The sequence below is a fragment of the Vibrio sp. 1249-1 genome (genome assembly GCF_033340495.1).
This window is the reverse complement of the sequence record NZ_JAWOWJ010000021.1, coordinates 1-21,496: the sequence shown is the minus strand read 5'-3', so window position 1 is coordinate 21,496 and position 21,496 is coordinate 1. Positions and strand designations below refer to the sequence as shown.

Annotated in this window: 23 protein-coding genes; 19 read left to right on the top strand and 4 right to left on the bottom strand. The window is 44.5% G+C overall.

Features of this window, described 5'->3' with window-relative positions; translation table 11 throughout:
* Positions 1-61 precede the first annotated feature (61 nt).
* From aroK to rplI, 9 genes are all read left to right on the top strand, one after another.
* Positions 62-580 (top strand): shikimate kinase AroK, encoded by a 519-nt coding sequence (gene aroK / locus R7Z50_RS22290; RefSeq protein ID WP_005381319.1) that lies wholly within the window; start codon positions 62-64, stop codon positions 578-580.
* Between the two features lie 31 nt (positions 581-611).
* Entirely contained in the window at positions 612-1,712 is a 1,101-nt protein-coding gene (gene aroB / locus R7Z50_RS22285) for a 3-dehydroquinate synthase (protein ID WP_318149262.1), read from the top strand.
* Between the two features lie 52 nt (positions 1,713-1,764).
* A complete protein-coding gene (locus R7Z50_RS22280) occupies positions 1,765-3,276 on the top strand; it encodes an SPOR domain-containing protein (RefSeq protein WP_053304157.1) in 1,512 nt (503 codons plus the stop codon).
* Between the two features lie 69 nt (positions 3,277-3,345).
* Positions 3,346-4,173 carry a Dam family site-specific DNA-(adenine-N6)-methyltransferase gene (locus R7Z50_RS22275; RefSeq protein WP_318149261.1) on the top strand — a complete coding sequence of 276 codons (828 nt, stop codon included), beginning with the start codon at positions 3,346-3,348 and terminating at the stop codon, positions 4,171-4,173.
* Between the two features lie 105 nt (positions 4,174-4,278).
* Positions 4,279-4,950, top strand: a complete 672-nt coding sequence (gene rpe, locus R7Z50_RS22270) for a ribulose-phosphate 3-epimerase (RefSeq protein ID WP_005381300.1) — start codon at positions 4,279-4,281, stop codon at positions 4,948-4,950.
* Between the two features lie 244 nt (positions 4,951-5,194).
* Complete coding sequence (rpsF, locus tag R7Z50_RS22265; RefSeq protein WP_005381299.1) at positions 5,195-5,584, top strand: 30S ribosomal protein S6; 390 nt, start codon at positions 5,195-5,197, stop codon at positions 5,582-5,584.
* Between the two features lie 8 nt (positions 5,585-5,592).
* On the top strand, positions 5,593-5,895 hold the full coding sequence (gene priB, locus R7Z50_RS22260) for a primosomal replication protein N (protein WP_005381298.1): 303 nt from the start codon (positions 5,593-5,595) through the stop codon (positions 5,893-5,895).
* Between the two features lie 16 nt (positions 5,896-5,911).
* Positions 5,912-6,139, top strand: a complete 228-nt coding sequence (rpsR, locus tag R7Z50_RS22255; RefSeq protein WP_000090472.1) for a 30S ribosomal protein S18 — start codon at positions 5,912-5,914, stop codon at positions 6,137-6,139.
* Positions 6,140-6,172: 33 nt separating this feature from the next.
* A complete protein-coding gene (gene rplI, locus R7Z50_RS22250) occupies positions 6,173-6,625 on the top strand; it encodes a 50S ribosomal protein L9 (protein ID WP_005382760.1) in 453 nt (150 codons plus the stop codon).
* A 77-nt stretch (positions 6,626-6,702) separates the two neighbouring features.
* On the opposite strand, the gene R7Z50_RS22245 is transcribed toward rplI, so the two are convergent.
* Complete coding sequence (locus R7Z50_RS22245) at positions 6,703-7,467, bottom strand: DUF481 domain-containing protein (RefSeq protein ID WP_005381276.1); 765 nt, start codon at positions 7,465-7,467, stop codon at positions 6,703-6,705.
* A 221-nt stretch (positions 7,468-7,688) separates the two neighbouring features.
* On the opposite strand from R7Z50_RS22245, the gene R7Z50_RS22240 reads away from it, so the two are divergent.
* Both R7Z50_RS22240 and alr read left to right on the top strand, forming a co-directional pair.
* On the top strand, positions 7,689-9,089 hold the full coding sequence (locus R7Z50_RS22240) for a replicative DNA helicase (protein ID WP_005382759.1): 1,401 nt from the start codon (positions 7,689-7,691) through the stop codon (positions 9,087-9,089).
* A gap of 13 nt (positions 9,090-9,102) precedes the next feature.
* The gene (alr, locus tag R7Z50_RS22235) at positions 9,103-10,179 is read left to right on the top strand and encodes an alanine racemase (RefSeq protein WP_031777284.1); all 1,077 of its coding nucleotides are present in this window, start codon (positions 9,103-9,105) and stop codon (positions 10,177-10,179) included.
* A 38-nt stretch (positions 10,180-10,217) separates the two neighbouring features.
* Here alr and R7Z50_RS22230 read toward each other — a convergent pair whose 3' ends face one another.
* The gene (locus tag R7Z50_RS22230) at positions 10,218-10,637 is read right to left on the bottom strand and encodes a secondary thiamine-phosphate synthase enzyme YjbQ (RefSeq protein ID WP_005381271.1); all 420 of its coding nucleotides are present in this window, start codon (positions 10,635-10,637) and stop codon (positions 10,218-10,220) included.
* Between the two features lie 305 nt (positions 10,638-10,942).
* On the opposite strand from R7Z50_RS22230, the gene pgi reads away from it, so the two are divergent.
* Entirely contained in the window at positions 10,943-12,595 is a 1,653-nt protein-coding gene (gene pgi, locus R7Z50_RS22225) for a glucose-6-phosphate isomerase (protein WP_005381270.1), read from the top strand.
* Between the two features lie 99 nt (positions 12,596-12,694).
* On the opposite strand, the gene R7Z50_RS22220 is transcribed toward pgi, so the two are convergent.
* Both R7Z50_RS22220 and zur read right to left on the bottom strand, forming a co-directional pair.
* On the bottom strand, positions 12,695-13,156 hold the full coding sequence (locus R7Z50_RS22220; protein ID WP_005381269.1) for a chemotaxis protein CheX: 462 nt from the start codon (positions 13,154-13,156) through the stop codon (positions 12,695-12,697).
* A gap of 9 nt (positions 13,157-13,165) precedes the next feature.
* Positions 13,166-13,630 (bottom strand): zinc uptake transcriptional repressor Zur, encoded by a 465-nt coding sequence (gene zur, locus R7Z50_RS22215; RefSeq protein WP_005381268.1) that lies wholly within the window; start codon positions 13,628-13,630, stop codon positions 13,166-13,168.
* A gap of 321 nt (positions 13,631-13,951) precedes the next feature.
* Between zur and dusA the strand changes: the two genes are divergently transcribed.
* The 7 genes from dusA (at position 13,952) to R7Z50_RS22180 (ending at position 20,955) form a co-directional block, all read left to right on the top strand.
* Positions 13,952-14,932: a tRNA dihydrouridine(20/20a) synthase DusA gene (gene dusA, locus R7Z50_RS22210; protein WP_206971045.1), complete on the top strand. Its 981-nt coding sequence runs from the start codon at positions 13,952-13,954 to the stop codon at positions 14,930-14,932.
* 164 nt (positions 14,933-15,096) lie between these two features.
* Complete coding sequence (gene pspG, locus R7Z50_RS22205; protein ID WP_005381266.1) at positions 15,097-15,312, top strand: envelope stress response protein PspG; 216 nt, start codon at positions 15,097-15,099, stop codon at positions 15,310-15,312.
* Between the two features lie 98 nt (positions 15,313-15,410).
* Positions 15,411-16,070: a TIGR04219 family outer membrane beta-barrel protein gene (locus tag R7Z50_RS22200; RefSeq protein WP_005381265.1), complete on the top strand. Its 660-nt coding sequence runs from the start codon at positions 15,411-15,413 to the stop codon at positions 16,068-16,070.
* A gap of 157 nt (positions 16,071-16,227) precedes the next feature.
* Entirely contained in the window at positions 16,228-16,458 is a 231-nt protein-coding gene (locus R7Z50_RS22195; protein ID WP_005381264.1) for a hypothetical protein, read from the top strand.
* Between the two features lie 117 nt (positions 16,459-16,575).
* Entirely contained in the window at positions 16,576-18,447 is a 1,872-nt protein-coding gene (locus R7Z50_RS22190; RefSeq protein ID WP_318149260.1) for an assimilatory sulfite reductase (NADPH) flavoprotein subunit, read from the top strand.
* On the top strand, positions 18,447-20,183 hold the full coding sequence (gene cysI / locus R7Z50_RS22185) for an assimilatory sulfite reductase (NADPH) hemoprotein subunit (protein WP_017821724.1): 1,737 nt from the start codon (positions 18,447-18,449) through the stop codon (positions 20,181-20,183). The genes R7Z50_RS22190 and cysI overlap by 1 nt, the downstream gene beginning before the upstream one ends.
* Positions 20,176-20,955, top strand: coding sequence for a phosphoadenylyl-sulfate reductase (locus R7Z50_RS22180; RefSeq protein ID WP_054729680.1), 780 nt, complete (start codon positions 20,176-20,178; stop codon positions 20,953-20,955). The genes cysI and R7Z50_RS22180 overlap by 8 nt, the downstream gene beginning before the upstream one ends.
* The last annotated feature ends 541 nt before the right edge of the window (positions 20,956-21,496 follow it).

Genomic DNA, 21,496 nt, shown 5'->3' with positions numbered 1-21,496 from the left:
AGTTTAGCTGTGTTTTCTTGTGGCGATCTTATTGAATCAATGTTGTAAATTACTGCTAAACATGGCTGAGAAACGTAATATTTTCCTTGTTGGCCCAATGGGCGCCGGCAAAAGTACAATTGGTAGACATCTAGCACAGCAACTGCATATGGAGTTTGTTGACTCCGATACAGTGATCGAAGAACGCACTGGTGCAGACATCTCTTGGGTTTTTGATGTAGAAGGTGAAGAAGGCTTCCGCAAGCGTGAAGAAGCGGTACTTGAAGACCTAACACAAGAGCAAGGCATCGTGCTTGCGACTGGCGGTGGCTCTGTTAAGAGCAAAGAAAACCGCAATCGTCTTTCGGCACGTGGTGTTGTTGTTTACTTAGAAACGACGATTGAAAAGCAACTTGCGCGTACAAACCGCGACAAGAAGCGTCCTTTACTTCAAACGGATAACCCTCGCGAAGTATTGGAGCAATTAGCTGAAGAACGTAATCCTTTATATGAAGAAGTAGCGGATTACACTGTTCGCACTGACGATCAAAGTGCAAAAGTGGTAGCCAACCAGATCGTAAAAATGCTAGAAGAGAGATAAGTCTTTATCTTTTTTTAATTGGAGCAAACCGATGGAACGGATTACGGTCAACCTAGCTGAGCGTAGCTACCCAATCTCTATTGGCGCCGGGTTATTTGAGGACCCGGCGCACCTCTCTCAAGTTCTCTCAAACAAAAATGCAAAACAAAAAGTTGTTGTGATCAGTAATGTCACAGTGGCGCCTTTGTATGCAGACAAAATTTTAAAGCAACTCGAGCAGCTCGGTTGTAGTGCATCCTTGTTAGAATTGCCTGACGGTGAACAGTACAAAAACTTGGATGTATTTAATCAAGTAATGAACTTCTTACTGGAAGGGAGTTATGCTCGTGATGTTGTGATCATCGCGTTAGGTGGTGGTGTTATTGGCGACCTTGTGGGTTTTGCGTCTGCCTGTTACCAGCGTGGGGTCGACTTTATTCAAATACCGACCACATTACTATCCCAAGTGGACTCTTCGGTTGGTGGAAAAACCGCGGTTAACCATCCGTTGGGTAAGAACATGATAGGTGCGTTTTACCAACCTAAAGCCGTGATCATTGATACCAACTGCCTGTCGACGTTGCCTGAACGTGAGTTCGCTGCGGGTATCGCCGAAGTCATTAAGTACGGCATTATTTACGATGCAGATTTTTTTGTATGGTTAGAAGACAATCTTGAGCGCTTGTATGCGTTGGATGAAGAAGCACTAACTTATGCGATCGCACGTTGCTGTGAAATAAAAGCGGAAGTGGTGGCTCAGGATGAGAAAGAGTCGGGCATCCGTGCTTTGCTTAACTTAGGTCACACCTTTGGTCATGCGATTGAAGCGGAACTTGGCTATGGCAATTGGCTGCATGGTGAAGCGGTATCTTCCGGCACTGTTATGGCGGCCAAAACGTCGCATCTACGCGGTCTGATCTCGGAAGAGCAATTTGAGCGTATTGTTGCGATTTTGCGTCGTGCAAAACTGCCTGTGCATACTCCAGACAGTATGAATTTCGATGACTTCATCAAGCACATGATGCGAGATAAGAAAGTCCTCTCTGGTCAATTACGATTGGTTTTGCCTACAGGCATTGGCACTGCCGAGGTAATTGCTGATACGACGCAAGACGTACTCAAGCAGGCAATAGACTTCGGTCGCGATATTTAACCTTGTAATGGCGCCTTTGGGCGTCATTCTTGTAGTGTATTAAGGTTATTAGATGAGTGTTGCTCACGTACTGGAATTAGATTCTCAAATCGAGTTGCTTGATAGATTAGGTCTACTGACTAACTTTGGTTCCAATCTCATTGCGATTAATGGTCATGATGGGTACGGGAAATCTTGGTTAGCGCAGCGATACCTTGAAGTGGGTGCCAGTAACAAGAATCAATGTTTGTTACTTTGTCATTCTAATCAAGACGATGTGCAGCATCGCGTCCTTATTTTGAGTCAACTGGTTTCAGACGCATTGTTTAATCAGCAAGAGCCTTTACTTGATAGCCTTGAAAGGCTTTTAGGTGATGAGGCGTGTGACATTGCAATTGTTGTAGATGATGCGCATTTATTGAGTGAGACACTTATCTCTGAGCTTTGGATGCTGGTCTTAGAGGCGCACCATAAGCCAAATTGGACCATCAATGTCTTACTGTTTACACAGTCTGGACGTTTAGACGGTTTGCTAGCACGTCTCAGTTATGGACAAGAGATAAAGCCTGTTGAGCTTGATATTGATATGTTGTCCGAAGTGGAAGCTCGTCGTTTCTTTGAGTCACTTGTTGCGCGCTACGTCGATGATGAGTCTGAGAAACGGGTTCGAGATGCATTTAAAAAAGTCGACCCAGTACCGGGTGACATCATGGCGTTAGGAGAGATGAAAGTGGAAAAAAGGATCATTATCCGCTCGATTGTCGGTTCACCCCTGAATATTGCGTTGGTGGTATTAGTCTTACTGTTGCTTGCTGCTGGTGGCTATTGGTGGATGCTTAGTCAACCAAGTCCTGATGATAAAGCGCAGCAAATTGCTGGCAGTTTAGAGCAAACGGCTATTCCAACTTTTGAAGAGTCAGGAGTCAGTGCAGCGCAGTCTTCACTGCAACCTGTAACCGATGGCTCTAGCAGTCTTGATAAGTCTGGTGCGGTTGATGATTCTGATTCATTACCGCCAGCTGTGACAGAAGAAGTAGCGAGCGTAGGCAGTGATGACAATCAACAAAGAGTGGTGATTGAGTCGAATGTGGTCGATGCATTGCTTGAAGGTAAAGCTGATTCAGCAGACACAAAAGCGATTGATGATGTCGTAGGTACTGAGAAGATAGAAACCGCCGATGAAACTAGCTCCCCTTTGATTAAAGTCGTAAAACCGAATCAAGATATGACGCAAGCACCTGCTCAGTCAGAAGAGGGTGAGGCAAACCAACCTGTTGTGAAGTTTTCATTTGCTCGTGAAGAACTAAAAGCGCTATCGCCAAGAGCTTATACTTTACAACTCGCAGCTATGACCTCAATGGAAGATGTACAATCCTTTCTCAATGAGCATCAACTGAATAATCAAGTGCGAATTTATCCTACCGTTCGTAATGACACCGAGTGGTATATCATCACATATCAAGATTATCCGACAATTCAAATGGCTCGTGATGCCGTCGCAAGCTTGCCAGATTCGGTTAAGTCGGTGAGTCCTTGGGCAAAATCACTCCGTCAGGTTCACCGTGAAATTGAACGAGTGAAATAAACCTGAGCTTCCCTGAAAAATATGTTACATTCCGCAGCCTTAATTTTTGGTCGATAGATAGAGCAGTAGATGAAAAAGCAACGAGCCTTTCTTAAATGGGCAGGAGGAAAATACGGACTGGTTGAAGACATCCAACGTCATTTGCCGCCGGCTCGAAAGCTAGTTGAACCTTTTGTTGGTGCGGGCTCAGTGTTCCTGAATACCGATTATGACCATTATCTACTTGCAGATATCAATCCAGATTTGATCAATCTGTACAACCTGCTGAAAGAACGCCCTGAAGAGTATATCTCTGAAGCGAAGCGTTGGTTTGTCGCTGAGAACAACCGCAAAGAAGCCTACCTACACATTCGCGCTGAATTTAATAAAACCGATGACGTGATGTACCGCTCTTTAGCGTTTTTGTACATGAACCGCTTTGGTTTTAATGGCCTATGCCGTTACAACAAAAAAGGTGGCTTCAATGTACCGTTTGGCTCTTACAAAAAACCGTATTTCCCTGAGGCGGAACTGGAGTTTTTTGCAGAAAAAGCCAAAAAAGCTACGTTCGTTTGTGAAGGTTATCCTGAAACATTTCGTCGTGCGCGCAAAGGGAGCGTCGTGTATTGCGATCCACCTTATGCGCCGCTTTCAAATACGGCAAATTTCACCTCATACGCAGGTAATGGTTTCACGTTGGACGACCAAGCTGCATTAGCCGACATTGCTGAAAGAACAGCGACTGAACGTGGCATTCCTGTGTTGATTTCTAACCACGACACTACCTTGACACGTCGGTTGTATCACGGCGCGGATCTTAATGTGGTAAAAGTAAAGCGTACCATTAGCCGTAATGGTAACGGTCGTAATAAAGTTGATGAGCTACTTGCGCTTTTTTCATGCCCCAGACATGGATAAATCAAGCTCTTAATTCTCACACTATTATATCTAAATAGTGGATCTCCCCACTGGCTTCGGTAGAATTGCGCGCAGATTGTTTGCTCATTACTACTGAGGTCAGGTATGAAAGATTTTCTTATTGCTCCATCCATTTTATCGGCAGATTTTGCTCGTCTCGGTGAAGATGTAGAAAAAGTACTCGCAGCGGGTGCGGATGTGGTGCATTTCGACGTTATGGATAACCACTATGTACCAAACCTGACTTTTGGTGCGCCTGTGTGTAAAGCACTACGCGATTATGGCATCACAGCGCCAATCGATGTTCACCTAATGGTGAAACCCGTTGACCGTATTATTCCTGATTTCGCAAAAGCGGGTGCGTCGATGATTACGTTCCATGTAGAAGCTTCTGATCATGTAGACCGTACACTGCAGTTAATTAAAGAGCACGGCTGTCAGGCTGGTGTGGTACTAAACCCAGCAACGCCACTTGCAAGTCTTGAATTTATTATGGATAAAGTCGACATGATTCTACTGATGTCGGTAAACCCTGGTTTTGGTGGTCAATCATTCATTCCTCATACACTAGATAAACTGCGTGCCGTTCGTAAGATGATTGACGAGTCTGGTCGTGATATCCGCTTAGAAATCGATGGCGGTGTGAAGGTTGACAACATTCGTGAAATTGCAGAAGCGGGCGCAGACATGTTTGTTGCAGGCTCGGCGATTTTCGGTGAGCCAGATTACAAACAAGTGATCGATCAAATGCGCGCTGAACTGGCTGAAGTTAAATAAGCACCGATAAGCCAGCGCAATAACACGCTGATTTTAAAGGCTGCCAGCTTGTTGGCAGCCTTTGTGTTTTCTAGTATTAGAAGAAATTAAATATCCACTGCGCTGAGCAAATAATCACTTGCCTATTTTACGCCCTTTCTGTACTATTCGTGCTCCTTAAACTCAGTCAATTATCTTTAGTTCCTTGCTTCCTCTGGACGACTGAGCCATTTGTGGAAGCTGAATAATCCGTAAGGAGCAACCAATGCGTCATTACGAAATCGTATTCATGGTGCACCCAGATCAAAGCGAGCAAGTTGCTGGCATGATCGAGCGTTACACTGGTTCAATCACTGAAGCTGGCGGTAAAATCCACCGTCTAGAAGACTGGGGCCGTCGTCAACTGGCTTACCCAATCAACAAGCTTCACAAAGCTCACTACGTTCTTATGAACGTTGAAGCTGACCAAGCTGTAATTGATGAGCTAGAAACTGCTTTCCGTTTCAACGATGCAGTTCTACGTAACATGATCATGCGTACTAAAGCAGCGATCACTGAGCAATCTATCATGCTTAAGCAAAAAGAAGAGCGTGCTCCACGTCGTGAAGAGCGTTCTGAAGCTAAGCCTGAAGCTAAGTCAGAAGCTGCTGAGTAAGTTTTCTTATGGCCAATCGAATGGAGCTGAGCGGCACCATTGCCAAACCGCCCATTCGTAGTAAAAGCCCTGGTGGCATTGAACACTGTCGGTTTTGGCTGGAGCATCGCTCTACTATTATCGAAGCTGACTTACCTCGACAAGTTTATTGTCGTATGCCGGTAGTCGTCAGCGGGCTTGGGTCACAAGCACTAACTCAGAATTTAGTTCAAGGCAGTAACATTAAGGTAAGTGGTTTTGTCACTTATCAAACCGGCCGAAATGGCGTGGGAAAATTAGTGTTACACGCCGACAACATTACTCAAATTTAAGATCAGGAGATAGCCCATGGCTCGTTTCTTCCGTCGTCGTAAATTCTGCCGTTTCACTGCAGAAGGCGTACAAGAGATTGATTACAAAGACGTAGCAACTCTTAAAAACTACATCACTGAAGCTGGTAAAATCGTACCTAGCCGTATCACTGGTACAAGCGCTAAGTACCAGCGTCAACTAGCACGTGCTATCAAGCGTTCACGCTACCTAGCTCTACTACCGTACACTGACAAGCATCAGTAATCGGTTCATTTTATTAAGAAAGAGGATTAAGCAATGCAAGTTATTCTACTTGATAAAATTGGTAACCTAGGTGGTCTTGGCGATACTGCAAACGTTAAATCTGGCTACGCTCGTAACTTCCTTATCCCACAAGGTAAAGCAGTTATGGCAACTAAAGCTAACGTTGAAATGTTTGAAGCTCGTCGTGCTGAACTAGAAGCTAAAGTTGCTGAGCAACTAGCTGCTGCAGAAGCTCGCGCAGAGAAAGTTAACGCTCTAGAAGCGGTAGTTATCGCTTCTAAAGCTGGTGACGAAGGCAAACTATTCGGTTCTATCGGTACTCGTGACATCGCTGACGCTATCACAGCTGCAGGCGTTGAAGTTGCTAAGAGCGAAGTTCGCCTTCCTGAAGGTGCTCTACGTAACACTGGTGAGTTCGAGATCAGCGTTCAACTTCACTCTGAAGTTTTCGCGACAGTTAACCTACAAGTTGTTGCTGCTGAGTAATTCAGTATCAAGACGAAATACTAAAAAGCACCTCCTCGGAGGTGCTTTTTTTATTTCTAAAACTGAGAGAAAAAGGGTTAAAAAGCGAAAAGTAAATTAACGGAAAATACGCTGTCCGCTTTGCTTAAGCCTTCAGGCACTTTATCGTGATACTGACGAGAGTGCGCCAGTTTCAGTGCGATATCTTCAGTAATATCATTGGTTACACTGAGTTCACTATCAGTACGTGTGTTACTTCTACCTGTTACCAACGTAATATCAGCTGCGAAACTTAAATTATCCAACGCATGCCAAGTTGTGTTGATATTTCCTCGAAAAATGCCTTCTCTAACGATATCGGGAAAGACAATATCGTCATCATCTATTTCGTCTAAGTTTGGCTCTTGATAGCGAAAACCAGGGCCTACTTCTACCTCTAAAATGAAGTTCTCAGTGTAGGAGAACTGGTAACCCAAACCACCTGACAACGTATAGTCTTTAAAATAAGCACTGTAGCGAGAATCCACTCCTTTAAAGCTGCCATACAAATACGTCTTAGGGCCTAACTTGTAGTCACTCTGCAGGGAATAGGTGGATGAGCGTTTGTCTTCTTCACCGTCTTTGTACAAGTTGTAGTACTTCCATTCACCATTAGAACGGTGTCGACCTGACGTATATTCAGCACTCAAACGAGCATTCAGGGAACGAGAGTCCGTGTTACCTGTGTGAGCTTGATAGCCGAACTCCACCTCGGTTTTTAGTGGGTCGGGTACATCAATATTTTGCTCTGGCTGTACTGATTCGTCAGCATACGATGCACTAGCGCACAGTAGGCTAAAGCTAAGTAACCAGTATCGGGACACATCAACCTCGAACGTAATCAAAAAGGAGGGGCATGATACTGATACAGATATTTGGTTGGGTCAATGGTAGGTTAATTTTTATTAGAGCTAGGCGGAAGAACCAGGCTATTACCCGGGTGGTTCACATGATGATTTCTTAACAAGTAATTGTCGCTTCGGGGAAGCATCTCAGCTAGGTTAAGGTTATAATCGTGGGTCAATAGTAGTTATCGAGCAAAGTCATGGCGGAAAACAGAAATCGCAAACCTTCAGACAGTCAGGTCGACGCAATCAAAGTGCCACCTCACTCACTAGAAGCCGAGCAATCAGTAATTGGTGGTCTTTTACTGGATAATGAACGTTGGGACACCGTTGCCGAACGTGTTGTGAGCAGTGATTTCTATAGTCGTCCACACCGCCTGATTTTTGAAGGTGTAAAAACTATTCTTGAAGCGGGTAAACCTCTCGATCTTATTACTTTATCGGAATATCTAGAGCGTCACGAGTTGTTAGAAGATGTAGGCGGTTTTGCTTACCTCGCTGACTTGGCGAAGAATACGCCAAGTGCAGCTAACATCAATGCGTATGCTGATATTGTCGCTGAGCGTGCGATTGTTCGTGGCCTTATTGGTGTCGCGAATGAAATTGCGGACGCGGGCTATGACCCTCAAGGTCGCAGTTCTGAAGATTTAATAGACATGGCGGAGAGTAAAGTTTTTGCTATCGCCGAGTCTCGAACTAGTGAAAACGAAGGACCACAAAACGTCGACAACATCCTCGAAAAGACGTTAGAACGTATCGAGTTGTTGTATAAAACGCCACAAGATGGTGTTACGGGGGTCGATACCGGTTTCACCGATCTCAATAAGAAAACCGCAGGTTTGCAAGGCTCTGATTTGGTGATTGTCGCAGCGCGTCCATCGATGGGTAAAACGACCTTTGCGATGAACTTGTGTGAAAATGCGGCCATGCAACAAGAAAAGCCCGTACTTATTTTCTCGTTAGAGATGCCAGCTGAACAGTTGATGATGCGTATGTTGGCCTCTTTGTCTCGTGTTGACCAAACCAAGATCCGTACGGGTCAGCTAGATGACGAAGATTGGGCGCGTATTTCTTCTACTATGGGTATCCTGATGCAGAAGAAGAATATGTACATTGATGATAGCTCTGGTCTAACTCCGACCGAAGTGCGTTCGCGCGCTCGCCGTATCGCTCGTGAACATGGCGGTCTATCGATGATCATGGTCGACTACCTTCAGTTGATGCGCGTGCCTTCGTTAACCGATAACCGTACTCTTGAGATTGCTGAGATCTCTCGCTCTCTTAAGGCGCTGGCAAAAGAGCTAAATGTGCCTGTTGTGGCACTGTCGCAGCTAAACCGTTCCCTAGAGCAACGTGCGGATAAACGACCAGTAAACTCGGACTTGCGTGAATCCGGTTCCATCGAGCAGGATGCCGACTTGATCATGTTCATCTACCGTGATGAGGTTTATCACCCAGATAGTCCGTACAAAGGTACGGCTGAAATCATTATTGGTAAACAGCGTAATGGTCCTATCGGCTCTGTTCGCCTCACTTTCCAAGGTCAACATTCGCGTTTCGACAACTACGCGGGTCCTGCATTCGATATTGATGATGAGTAATCCCATGAGCTATATGAAAGCGGCCAAGGCGTGCATTGATTTGTCTGCGTTGCAGCACAACTTACAGCGCGTAAAAGCTCAAGCACCACAAAGTAAAGTGATGGCTGTCGTCAAGGCCAATGGTTATGGTCACGGATTACGTCATGTCGCAAAACATGCTAACCATGCGGATGCGTTTGGTGTGGCTCGTATTGAAGAAGCATTGCAACTGCGCGCTTGTGGAGTAGTAAAGCCGATTCTATTGCTAGAAGGTTTTTACTCTCCTGGTGACTTACCTGTTCTTGTGACGAACAACATCCAAACTGTGGTGCACTGTGAAGAGCAGCTTATCGCCTTGGAGCAAGCAGACCTTGAAACTCCGGTTGTCGTGTGGCTGAAGATTGACAGTGGCATGCACCGCCTTGGGGTTCGTCCTGAACAATATGACGAGTTTGTAACGCGGCTGAAGGAGTGTCCAAATGTAGCGAAACCGTTGCGTTACATGAGCCACTTTGGCTGTGCAGATGAGCTGGATAGCGATATTACCCCACAACAGATTGAGCTGTTTAAATCGTTGACTTCTGGTTGCCAAGGGGAACGTTCACTGGCGGCATCTGCGGGGTTATTGGCATGGCCTCAAAGCCATTTAGATTGGGTTCGTCCGGGTATTATCATGTATGGCGTGTCGCCATTCGATGACAAAACGGCGCAAGATCTTGGGTATCAACCTGTTATGACACTTAAATCCCACCTTATTGCGGTACGTGAAGTGAAGAAGGGCGAAAGTGTTGGCTACGGTGGTATTTGGACCAGTGAGCGAGATACAAAAGTTGGTGTCATCGCTGTAGGGTATGGTGACGGTTACCCAAGAAGTGCTCCAAACGGTACGCCGGTGTGGGTTAATGGCCGTAAAGTACCTATTGCAGGTCGAGTTTCCATGGATATGCTGACGGTCGATTTGGGACCAGACGCAACGGATAAAGTCAGCGACGAAGCGATTCTTTGGGGGAAAGAGCTCCCAGTAGAAGAAGTGGCGGGTCACATTGGTACGATTGCGTATGAACTCGTGACTAAGCTAACGCCTCGCGTCGAGATGGAATACTCAAAATAAACAACGAAAGGCTAACCCAAGGTTAGCCTTTGTTTTATCTACTCACCGTTAATCGTAGCAATAACGCGGCGGCCGCCACCAAAGTCTCGATGCTCACCCAAGTAAATACCTTGCCATGTTCCTAAAGCTAATCGACCATTTTGGATTGGTACCGTCACACTACTGCCCAGCAGTGATGCTTTAATATGTGCCGGCATGTCGTCGTCACCTTCATAGGTGTGCTGATAATAAGGAGCACGCTCTGGCACAAACTTATTGAAGTGCGCTTCCATGTCCATACGCACGGTTGGATCAGCATTCTCATTTAAGGTCAAACTGGCGGAGGTGTGCTGAATAAATAAGTGTAATAAACCTACTGAAAGTTCGTTTATTTGTGGTAATTGTTGTTCAATTTCATCAGTTATCAGGTGAAAACCGCGGCTTCTCGCTTTTAATTGCAGTGTTTTTTGTGCCCACATACGTGTTCCTTTGGAAATTTATAAATTGGCGTCTATCCTATTCCAATTAGAGCCTGTCATTAGTAAATGATATGATTCTTGTCATCGTAAATGAATGTTCAATTTCAGGGCAGGGAACGTGACCTAACTCAATGTGAGTGTAAAAGCTCTCGGTCATAATTGGCGCCTGAAAAAAAATTACAAAGACTTGTTTTGTGGCAATTTGCCCAAACATCTAATTTATATTCTATTTGCTAAATCGGGGATTCCACAGTTTTCGCTAGACTGTAAGGAATGGAACCTACTGTAACATCGGGATAAAGACCATGTTGAAAAATATCAATCCAACGCAAACACAAGCTTGGAAAGCGCTAACGGCGCATTTCGAATCTGCACAAGATATGGATCTTAAAGAGCTGTTTGCTCAAGACGCAGCGCGTTTCGACAAATACTCTGCACGTTTCGGCTCAGACATCCTAGTCGATTACTCAAAGAACCTCATCAATGAGGAAACTCTGAAGCACCTGTTTGCTCTTGCGAAAGAGACCGAGCTGAAATCTGCAATTGAAGCGATGTTCAGTGGTGAAGCGATCAACCAAACAGAAGGTCGCGCTGTTCTTCACACTGCACTACGTAACCGCGCTAATACTCCAGTTATGGTAGACGGCGAAGACGTAATGCCAGCAGTGAACGCGGTTCTAGAAAAAATGAAATCATTCACTGAGCGCGTTATCGGTGGTGAATGGAAAGGTTACACAGGCAAAGCAATTACTGATATTGTGAACATCGGTATCGGCGGTTCTGACCTTGGCCCTTACATGGTGACGGAAGCTCTAGCGCCATACAAAAATCATCTAAACCTTCACTTCGTATCTAACGTTGATGGTACACACATCGTTGAAACGTTGAAGAAAGTTAACCCAGAAACGACGTTATTCTTGATCGCGTCTAAGACGTTTACAACGCAAGAAACCATGACTAACGCGCACACTGCTCGTGATTGGTTCCTAGAATCTGCGGGTGATCAGGCTCATGTGGCTAAACACTTTGCTGCGCTTTCAACAAACGCGACAGCCGTGTCTGAATTTGGTATCGATACAGCGAACATGTTTGAATTCTGGGACTGGGTTGGTGGCCGTTACTCACTATGGTCTGCGATCGGTCTATCAATTGCACTAGCAGTAGGTTTCGACAACTTCGTTGAGCTGCTTGATGGCGCTCACGAGATGGACAAGCACTTCGTATCAACAGATCTAGAAAGCAATATTCCAGTGATTCTTGCTTTGATTGGTATTTGGTACAACAACTTCCACGGTGCGGAGTCAGAAGCTATCCTACCTTACGATCAATACATGCACCGTTTTGCAGCATATTTCCAGCAAGGCAACATGGAATCAAACGGTAAATACGTTGACCGTGACGGCAATGCTGTAACTTACCAAACTGGCCCAATCATTTGGGGTGAACCAGGTACCAACGGTCAGCACGCGTTCTACCAGCTAATTCACCAAGGTACTAAGCTTATCCCATGTGACTTCATTGCACCTGCAATTAGCCACAACCCAGCTAGCGATCATCACCAAAAACTGATGTCTAACTTCTTCGCGCAAACTGAAGCTCTAGCGTTTGGTAAAAATGAAGAAACCGTGAAAGAAGAGTTGGTGAAAGTAGGTAAGAATGCTGAAGAAGTGGCAGCGATTGCGCCATTCAAAGTGTTTGAAGGTAACCGTCCAACAAACTCTATTCTAGTGAAGCAAATCACGCCTCGTACGCTAGGTAACTTGATCGCAATGTACGAACACAAAATTTTCGTACAAGGTGTTATCTGGAATATCTTCAGCTTTGACCAGTGGGGCGTGGAGCTAGGTAAACAACTGGCTAACCAAATCCTACCTGAGCTTGCAGATGAGTCTCAAATCAGCTCGCATGACAGCTCAACAAACGGTCTAATCAACGCATTTAAAGCGTTCAAAGCTTAATGTTTGAATAGATAAAGAAAAGGTCAGCAAATGCTGACCTTTTTATTGCCTGAGGCAAAAACAAAATAGGTTGGCCAGTGCCAACCTATTTTTTCTCTTTTATTCGAAGCAAATTTCGATAAAGGCATTTCCCCATTGGGAAGAGAAAGGCATGATAATAATTGAGCCTTCACACTTGTGGCGAATCGTATGACCTCGGCCCGAAACCACAACCGGTGTTGCCATATCAAAGTCAAAACCACTTTCCGCCAGAATGCGTTTCGCACCACCAGTAACCATGTTGGTGATCTCACCCACCATATCGGTCACTTCTTCATTGAGCCCATTTGGACGTTCACCAAGCATGTTCTGCATGATTTCTAGGGCGAGTGCTTCATCAAAGGTGATCGACATTGAACCACGAGTTTGTGGGCCTACCATACCAATCAGACCAGAAACGTCACCTCGTGCGATCTCATCTTTTTTGATTCGCGGTTTTTGTGGCTTCAGCTCAAGAGAAGCCATAGTTTTTAGCACGTTCATTAAAGAAGCTAAAAACGGGTTTACAAATTCAGCGCGCATAACGTTCTTCTATACTTTTTCTTTCGTCTCGGAGGAACAGGCCTGGCATTCACCATGAGTTTCAATAACTTGGTTGGTCAGTTTGAATCCATGCTTCTCGGCGTTTTCGGCTAACAAGGATATCAGCGTCTCATCTTCGAGTTCAACGACATCACCACATTTATCGCAAATTAGTAATTGGAAAAAGTGCTGCTGAGTATTGAAAGAACAACAAGTAATAAAGCTATTTGTCGATTCCACTCGGTGGATGAAGCCTTGCTCTAGGAGAAAATCTAATGCTCGATAAACAGTGGGCGGCTTAGCCTGAGGCTCACTCTCTTTTAGTTGCTCCAATAGCTCATACGCACTTGAGGCGCGGCGATTAGAACAAATGAGTTCAAATACGCGTCGGCGTTGCGGAGTCAGTCGTACTCCACGCTCTGCGCAGATACTTTCAATTTGTTCAATGATTGTTGGGTTCAAACCTTTCACCATAACTATCGGACGTGCTCTATGATAAATCATTTCTATACGAAGTTCGTTTAGAAATGCTTCATTTTACCCACTATCAGAACGAAAATCATGAATTAAAGCAAGTCGGTGGTGGTGTGAAGGCGGAATAATCATCACAGAATGAATCAACGAATGACAGATTCGTATTACTTCTGCGTATTCCTAAGCATTTGGCTAGCCAGCCAACCAAATCATTCTCGCTGAAACTAGCACCCAGAGGTGCTTGGGTATACAATACCCGACTTATTTTTTGAGCGTACTGCTGCGCTCGACCTTGGCAACATAAAAACGGGTGTTTATATCATGACTCATTCTTGCAGGCTCTCCGTAGCACCAATGTTAGATTGGACTGATCGTCATTGTCGCTACTTCCATCGCTTAATGACCAAAGAAACCCTGCTGTACACTGAAATGGTGACGACAGGTGCGATCATTCATGGAAAAGGAGATTTCCTGGCTTATAACGAAGAAGAGCATCCGTTAGCCCTTCAACTTGGTGGTTCAAACCCAGCAGATTTGGCTACGTGTGCCAAGCTAGCGCAAGAGCGTGGCTACGATGAGATTAACCTAAATGTGGGGTGTCCATCTGACCGCGTACAAAACGGTCGATTTGGTGCTTGCCTAATGGCTGAACCGCAGTTAGTTGCGGATTGTGTCGCAGCAATGAAAGACGTGGTCGATACCCCTGTAACAGTCAAGACTCGCATTGGTATTGATGATCAAGATTCTTACGAGTTCCTAACGGATTTCGTTTCTATTGTTTCAGAAAAGGGTGGCTGTGAGCAGTTCACTATCCACGCACGTAAAGCATGGTTAAGTGGTCTAAGCCCAAAAGAAAACCGCGAGATCCCACCATTGGATTACCCACGCGCTTACCAATTGAAGCAAGACTTCTCACACCTAACGATTGCGATTAACGGTGGCGTGAAATCATTAGAAGAAGCAAAAGCACATCTTCAGCATCTTGACGGTGTGATGATTGGTCGTGAAGCATACCAAAGCCCATATTTACTGGCATCGGTAGACCAAGAGTTGTTTGGCTCTAATGCTCCAGTGAAGAAACGCAGCGAAATTGTTGAAGAGATGTACCCATACATTGAAGCGCAATTAGCGAAAGGTGCGTACCTTGGTCACATTACCCGTCACATGTTAGGTTTGTTCCAAAGCATGCCCGGTGCTCGTCAATGGCGTCGTCATATCAGTGAAAATGCGCACAAACCAGGTTCTGGTCTAGAAGTATTGCAAGACGCGCTAGCTAAGATTCCAAAAGAATTGAATGTGTAAAATTCGCCAGTGAATGGCTAAAATTACCAACTAAAGAATGATAAAGCCAGAGTGCAGAAATGCCTCTGGTTTTGTTTTTTTATTAAAAATCATAATCTTAAATTCTTCTCTATAAGTTGGTATGGAAACTGCTCTGTTTATTGAAAACAAATGGAGAAGTGATTATGTTGGAGCTAATCTTTATTTTAGTCTTTGCGGCGACCTTGTTGGTTACGGGTATCACAATGATGACCGTATTCGCAGCAACTGGTATTGCGTTAGTTGTGATGTTTTTACTGGGAATGGTTGGAGCGGTACTCAAACTATTACCATGGTTAATCGTGATTGCATTGGGTATTTGGTTCTTCAAGAATTACGTCGCTCAGCCCCGCTATAAATAATGAGTAACATCATTTAGTTGATGGAGAGGCGTGAGAATATGGTATATTTCCTCCCACGTCCTCTACGTGAATATCAGCTATCTCGGAGTAAATACTACATGACAAATAAAGCGAACATCGCTTTAACGGCATTATCGTTGGCAGTATCTTTTCCTGTTTTTGCAGAGTACTCTGTATCGACAAAAGTCGGCGCAGAGGTATGGGCTGCCGACACTAAAGTTAATGAAGTGAGACGAGATAGCAGTACCGCGGGCACTTTTTACGCGGCGATTGAACATGATGTTAAATACGTCCCTAATGCGCGCCTTCGTTACTCAAGTGTTGATGCGGATTACATGGGGTTCGATAAGCTCGATTTAACCTTGTATTACCACGTTCTAGAGCATGATTTATTGCACTTTGATGCGGGTCTCACGTTCAGTAATTTAAGTGACACTAAATACATTGATGCTGGCTCAAGCAGGCGTGTAGAAGAATTTGATGAGCTGATTTGGGCTTGGTATGGTTACGCAGAAATTCAAGTTCCGGATACAAACTTTGATGTGATTGGTGAGATAAACTTTGGTGACAACAAAGGTATCAAAAGCACCGATTTCATGGCAGGTGTTCAATACAATGTACCGCTCGAAAAAGCTCGACTGGCTTTTCGTGGAGGTTACCGTGTGATTGATTTAGAGTCCGATAAATTCATGTCGGATCTAGGGAAAGAGTTTATTTTTGCTAACGGCTTCTTTGTGAGTGCGGAATACGCGTTCTAAATTCAGCCATGTTAGATATTCGATTTACTTAAAACGTCGCTTTATAAGCGGCGTTTTTTTATATCACTTCATTATATCTAATCGAAATTTCTCCCTATTTGGCTGACTTAGACCATGCTTACCTAGGAGCAATGTGAAAGTTAAAGCAGGGATAGCGATGACAATAAATGAACTAAGACATCTATTCCGTGAAAATCAGCTTATCGAAGCGATTATTGAGCCTGCAATCCAAGAGGGTGGTTGGGTTGTAGAGTTCAGACATGCGCGCGGTGGTTTTGTTTTTCTAACGGACAGTCACGGCGAAGAATGTCTTTATGAAGATTTGGATACTGCGTCAAAATCGGCAATGGCAGTAGGCTTTCAACAAGTCCGCATTGAAGATCGATGAGCAAAAAGTAAGCCGTTCTTACTTCCAAAAAGTTATAAAACATTCACTTCTATTCTTTCTTGTTATTAAGGAGAGTGGGTACTCTATCGTCACGCAATGAATAGGGATGTCGTGATAATGTCTTTTCAAAAGAATGAGTATTCTCACAAGAATGTGTCTGAAGATAATAATGGGCAAGGAGGAAATCCTCCAATCGCAAGCCCTCTGAATGACCAACAAATTAGCTCACTCCAACAAACTGTCTCTGAGTTGTCTTCACAGCAACTTGCTTGGGTCAGTGGGTATTTTTGGGGATTAGCTCAAAATCAACCAAACACAGCGGTAACGCCAATTGCACAAGCGACGGCAGCCGTATCAGCGAAGCCAGCAGGTAAGTTGAGTATTATTTTTGCTTCCCAAACGGGCAATGCTAAAGGTGTTGCTGAAGCTCTGGAACAGGAAGCAAAAGCAGAAGGAATTGCAGTCGAACTTTTTGATGCAAGCGATTACAAAGGTAAAAACTTAGCCAAAGAAACGCATGTCATTATTGTGGCATCGACTAACGGCGAAGGCGAAGCGCCTGATAATGCCATTGAGCTACATGAGTTTTTGCAATCGAAGAAGGCCCCTAAGCTGCCAAACCTGCAATATGGTGTTATTGCATTGGGAGATTCTAGCTACGAATTCTTCTGTCAGACCGGTAAAGACTTCGACACTTACCTATCAAAGCTAGGCGCGACTCCATTTATCGAGCGTCTTGATTGCGATGTGGATTATGAGGCTCCTGCAACTGAATGGCGTAAGAGTGCGTTAGACAAGGTAAAAGATACACTGTCTTCTGGCTCTGAAGCGGATGTGGTTCAACTTCCTGTGGGTCAAGCTGCGACTGCGCACTCTCCTTACAATAAACAAAATCCGTACACTGCGACGTTACTGACCAGTCAAAAAATCACGGGCCGTGACTCTGGAAAAGACGTTCGTCATATAGAAATCGACTTAGAAGGCTCGGGTTTAACGTATCAGCCAGGTGATGCACTAGGTGTGTGGTTTGAAAATAGCTCGGAACTTGCAAACGCCATTCTTGGTAAGGTCGGTTTGTCTGGGGTTGAGACTGTTGACGTTGATGGTGAAAGCTTGTCAATCCACAGTGCTCTTGTGAGTAAATATGAAATCACAACATCTAACCCACAGCTCATCACAAAGTTTGCCGAGTTATCCGGTAGCAAGAAGCTACAAAAGTTAGTTGAAGATAAAGATAAGCTTCGCGAGTACTCTGCAAATACTCAAATCGTTGATGTACTGGCAGAAAAGAAAACCAAGTTAACCGCAGATGAATTGATTGGTTTGCTTCGTCGTCTTACTCCACGCCTTTACTCTATTGCATCAAGCCAAGAAGAGGTTGATGAAGAAGTACACCTAACGGTTGCTTTGGTTGAGTACGAACAAAACGACGAAAAACGGTATGGTGGTGCGTCTAGTTTCTTAGCTCAGCGTCTCGAAGAGGGAGATGAAGTTAAAGTATTTGTTGAGCATAACAACAACTTTAAACTGCCGGAAGATGATAGTACTCCAATTATCATGGTTGGTCCTGGCACAGGGATCGCACCATTCCGTAGCTTTATTCAGGAACGTGAAAACCGCGATGCTGAAGGCAAAAACTGGTTGTTCTTTGGTGATCGCACGTTCACTCAAGACTTCTTGTACCAAGTGGAATGGCAAAAGTATCTCAAGTCAGGAGTACTAAGCCGATTGGATGTTGCCTTTAGTCGTGACCAAGTAGAAAAGGTTTACGTACAACATCGCATCTTAGAAAACGCAGCTCAAGTGTGGCAGTGGATCCAAGAAGGCGCTTATATCTATGTCTGCGGTGATGCAACGCGTATGGCAAAAGATGTGCACGACGCATTGGTTATCGTTGCTGAACAAGAAGGCAAGATGCCGCGTGACGATGCAGAACAATTTATTAATGACCTACGTAAAGCGAAACGTTATCAGAGGGATGTGTACTAATGACTTTTTCTACGGACAATAATAAGCAGGTTGTATTAGGTGAAGAGTTAGGGCCGCTATCTGATAACGAGCGCCTGAAGCGAGAAAGCAACTTATTACGTGGCACCATTGAGCAAGATTTACAGGACCGTATTACTGGTGGCTTTACTGCCGACAACTTCCAGTTAATTCGTTTCCACGGTATGTATCAACAAGACGATCGTGATATCCGTAATGAACGCACAAAGCAAAAACTGGAACCATTACATAATGTGATGCTTCGTGCTCGTATGCCTGGAGGCATCATCACGCCAACGCAATGGTTAGCGATCGACAAGTTCGCAACGGAGCACTCTTTATATGGAAGTATTCGTCTGACGACTCGCCAAACGTTCCAGTTTCATGGGGTATTAAAACCGAATATTAAGTTGATGCATCAAACGCTCAACAGTATTGGCATTGATTCGATTGCAACCGCGGGTGATGTAAACCGTAACGTGTTGTGTACCACTAACCCAGTGGAGTCAGAGTTACACCAAGAAGCTTACGAATGGGCGAAGAGAATCAGTGAACACCTGCTTCCGAAAACACGCGCTTATGCAGAGATTTGGCTAGACGGTGAAAAAGTAGAAAGCACAGAAGAAGACGAACCGATTCTAGGCAAGAACTACTTACCACGTAAGTTTAAAACCACAGTGGTTATCCCACCGCAAAATGACGTAGATGTACACGCTAACGATCTCAACTTCGTAGCGATTGCAGATAACGGCAAGCTGGTTGGTTTTAACGTCCTGGTCGGCGGCGGCTTAGCGATGACGCATGGCGATACATCAACTTATCCGCGCCGCGCTGACGACTTTGGCTTTATTCCGCTAGACAAGACACTTGATGTTGCCGCAGCTGTAGTAACAACTCAGCGCGACTGGGGTAACCGTTCAAACCGTAAGAACGCAAAAACCAAATACACATTGGATCGTGTAGGTAGCGATGTCTTTAAAGCGGAAGTCGAGAAACGTGCTGGTGTTAAGTTTGAGCAAAGCCGTCCATATGAATTCACAGAACGTGGTGACCGTATTGGCTGGGTAGAAGGAATTGATGGTAAATATCATTTAGCGCTTTTCATCGAAAACGGTCGCTTATTAGACTTTCCAGGTAAACCACTTAAGACGGGTGTTGCTGAAATTGCCAAAATCCACAAAGGCGATTTCCGCATGACAGCGAACCAAAACCTAATTGTTGCGGGTGTACCTAAAAACGAAAAAGCGAAAATTGAAAAGATCGCTCGTGAACATGGCTTAATGGACGACGGCGTAAGTGAACAGCGTAAGAACTCAATGGCGTGTGTTGCTTTTCCAACTTGTCCGCTAGCGATGGCAGAAGCTGAACGTTTCCTTCCTCAGTTTGTTACTGATGTGGAGGGGATTCTGGAGAAGCACAACCTACCAGAAAATGACAACATCATTTTGCGTGTAACTGGGTGTCCAAATGGTTGTGGTCGCGCAATGTTGGCTGAAATTGGTCTAGTTGGCAAAGCGCCGGGTCGTTACAACTTGCACCTAGGTGGTAACCGTGCTGGTACTCGAGTACCAAAAATGTATAAAGAGAACATCACGGATAAGCAAATCTTAGAAGAGATTGATCTGCTGGTGGCTCGATGGTCGAAAGAGCGTGAAGAAGGCGAAGCCTTTGGCGATTTCACTATTCGTGCTGGCATTATCCAAGAAGTGCTCGTATCAAAGAGGGACTTTCATGCTTGATTCTGTAGCATCCAAGCTGGAGCTCACAGAGTTACTGACATTAACAAAGACGGAGCAAATCCTCCGTCTTGCTCAAATTAATGTCGAGCTCGAAAAGCTTTCAGCACAAGAGAGAGTAGCGTGGGCTTTAGATAATCTAGAAGGCGAGTTCGCGGTTTCTTCTAGTTTTGGTATTCAAGCCGCGGTTATGCTTCATTTAGTTACTCGCGCCAAAACGGACATCCCCGTCATTCTAACCGATACTGGTTACCTGTTTGCTGAGACGTACCGATTTATCGATGAGCTGACAGATGCTCTCAACCTAAATTTAAAAGTTTATCGAGCCAAAGAAAGTGCGAATTGGCAAGAGGCTCGATATGGAAAATTATGGGAGCAGGGTGTAGAGGGAATTGAAAAATACAACAAGCTCAATAAAGTTGAGCCGATGCGTCGAGCGTTAAAAGAGCTTAATGTTGGAACGTGGTTCTCTGGATTGCGTCGAGAGCAAAGTAAATCTCGTGCAGGTTTACCGATTCTATCCATTCAGAACGGTGTGTTTAAATTTCTACCAGTAATTGATTGGACTAATAAAGACGTTCATTACTACTTAGAACAACACGGCCTTAAATACCACCCATTGTGGGATGAAGGTTACCTTTCAGTTGGTGATACACATACCACTCGTAAATGGGAGCCGGGAATGTCAGAGGAAGAAACTCGATTCTTTGGCTTAAAGCGAGAATGTGGCCTACACGAAGATGATGGCTCTGAACAAGATGGGTCTGGCATATAGCCATAATACTCTTTAAATAGAGTTTAGGTTAAGTTTAATAAAGATAGCTGCAATAAAGCAGCTTTCTTTATTTATGGTACTTGAAAAATACGTCTCAAAGCACAACTCTGTGGATAAGTTGTGTGAGAGTTTGGGGTAAAGTTGAATAAATAAAGGTTTGATCGAAAACTCATCGTTTAACCATTATTTTTGCAATTTTTGAAAAATAACACTTGCCAATGTGAGCGCGATCTCTATAATGCCTCCTCGTCGACAGGGCAAGGGCTCAGAAGGGTTTAAGCGAAGTTGATAAGGCTGAAAAGAAAAACGAAATAATTTGAAGAAAGTGTTTGACACGATAAATTATCTCGCTAGAATGGCCGCCTCTTCCGAAGTGATGTCAATCACAAAGAAGAGTTGCTCTTTAACAATATAGACCTATCAATCTGTGTGGGCACTCGTTGATGATAATCCAATTCGATACCTCGGTATCAAATTAGGTTTCAATGAAACGAAGTGACCATTGAATCTTCGGATTCAGCACAGTCAATTCAAACATTAC